This window comes from Dialister sp. (assembly GCF_051885895.1).
Classification (GTDB): Bacteria; Bacillota; Negativicutes; order Veillonellales; family Dialisteraceae; genus Dialister.
The window spans coordinates 1-2,218 of sequence record NZ_JBJEXP010000051.1; the positions used below are offsets into that span (position 1 = coordinate 1).

Sequence of the window (2,218 nt, forward strand, 5' to 3'; positions counted from 1 at the left end):
CGAAACACAAAAGAGCGGCCGCTTTATGCTGCCGCTCTTTAAAGCTAATTGATTTTCGTTTGTTTGTAAGTAAGACATTGATTCAGGGAAGCCATGCATTTCCGGATAAGAGTTTTGATTTCTTCATTGCCAAGGCCTTTCCCTTCGCTGGCATGATTAATCTGGTTCCGCTCTTTCTGGATACGCTGATAGTTTTCCAGTACTTCAAGGGTCATATCCATGGGATAATCAGTTTTCATGATCCCCTGATCCAGCATCATCCTGTACTGGTTCATCCTGCTTTGTACTTTTTCGTCTATCGTCTTCGGCTGTGATGGTTCTGTCTTTTTCTTTGGAGGAACATCTCCTGTACTTCCAAGTTTAGAAATATCTGCCAATGATACAGACTGGATCTGTCTTGCAAATTTTGCCTTATCGCTGTTCTTTTCAAGAAATGTCTGGAAAGCATCATGGTATGTTTTACTATTGCGGTGATGCTTCCACATGATATAAGCAGCCTGATACAGAAAAGGATATCTGCTCTTTACTTTCTGAACAGACTTGAATTCAAAATCATTAAAATAGTCATTAATTTCCGTAAACAGCTTTTCCAGTTTTTCGGACAGCGGCGGATAATTTCTGCTAGCCTTAACAGCATCAAATGTCCGGGCAAAAGTTTGTACAGCTAAGAGATAAGAAGCTCCATTATTGGTAAAATTCATAGTCTCAGATTGGGGAATCCGGGGAGTACCCGATTCTTCTACGTAGTTAATAATGAACGATTTTTTCCAATCGCGGGACATGGCTTCCCCCCGTTCCAGCGCTTTTTTCTGCCTAACCTTATTATCTGTATAGCAGATACGTTCATCCACAATGTATCCCGGAAGCCATTCCGTGCAAAGTGTCATAGCCTGCTGCAGGAAATCCTTATCTACGCACCAGCGGATAATATCAAGGGCACCGGGATTCGGGGAAAGCAGGGAACCGTATTCCTTCCGAATCAGATACAGGATCTGCATGAAAAGGTCTTCCTGCAGAGTTTTATGACCCGTTTTTTGAAAGGCATCCATTGCCTTCCAGAGACGTCCGGCCAAAGGTAAAATTTCCGGTGTGCGGCAGATGCGGATAGCATCTGCAAAGCGCCGCATTACTGCCAGAAGGCTCTGCAGCTCCCCGCTGGTTTCTTTCCCCTTGAAATAGCTTTCAATTTCACGGACGCTGCCGAAATTAGCAAACTCATCAGCGCCGGACAGGAGAGAGAACATGCGATGGACCTCGCTCACATCTTCTATGGCCTTTTTCTGGAAATTGGAATAAAGGACGCCTTCGATGGAGGCCCCTCTGTATTTCAGGAGCTGCATGACAGAAAGCATCATCATGGCCGCATATCGGAAACCGCCGGTCATATCGGCATAAATCGCTGTCTCTTCTCCCGTATTCTCATCCATGAAAGTACTGATTGTATCAGCCATGGCAATGACCTGCCGGATAGACTCTTCCGTACTCCTGTCTTCATCATAAGGCACTTTGTAGAATGGCACATCTGCCCCGCCGGGAGAATTATGAATGATATTTTGGAAAAGCTGATCCTGCGGCAGAGTACATGGCTGACCCTCCGGCCAATCCTCCGGCAGACCTATGGGCAGGGGTTCTCTCACCTTTATGGATAGGGACTCTCTTACCTTTTTAGTAGCAAAGTAAAAAATACCATCCAGGTGCTCTCCACCTGCGGCGAGCCTGTTCATGACATACTTCACCACCGGTTCATTTGTCTGCACTCCTTCTATGAGTTCACCGCCATCCGGCGGCATGTATGTGGACGACAGGACATATCCATCCTTCAGGTGGAGTTCACTCAAAAATAACAGCAGTATATGTTTCATGACCGCTCCTCATTAATTATAGAAAACTTCGACTTCGCCCAATCCCTGTCCGCAGAGACGGCCTATGCCTGAAAAAGTGGCAAACTGAGCAAGCAGAAGAAGCATCTGACGCCAGTCCAAAGACAATCCGGAAAGGTCATAGGTAAATGTACCGGTAAAGGCAAGCACTCCTCTGTCACGGCCGAAGTAAATCTTTCTTGATCTGCCGTTCCAGGAGGCAAGCCAAACATGGGCAGCAGCTGTCTTGATATCCCCCTTATCAATCATGTCCATGGGATAACCGGCCCGTATCCATTTATCTGCCAATGAACCCCATAGAAGGGCAGGGTCAGGAAAAGCATAATCCGCATCATCCA

General features: G+C 46.3%; 2 protein-coding genes. Both read right to left on the reverse strand.

Features of this window, described 5'->3' with window-relative positions; genetic code table 11:
* Positions 1-44: 44 nt before the first annotated feature.
* A complete protein-coding gene (locus tag ACI4N7_RS04565; protein WP_439732184.1) occupies positions 45-1,862 on the reverse strand; it encodes a TM1812 family CRISPR-associated protein in 1,818 nt (605 codons plus the stop codon).
* A 12-nt stretch (positions 1,863-1,874) separates the two neighbouring features.
* On the reverse strand, positions 1,875-2,218 hold a 344-nt coding region (cas6, locus tag ACI4N7_RS04570; RefSeq protein WP_439732185.1), incomplete at its 5' end, for a CRISPR system precrRNA processing endoribonuclease RAMP protein Cas6.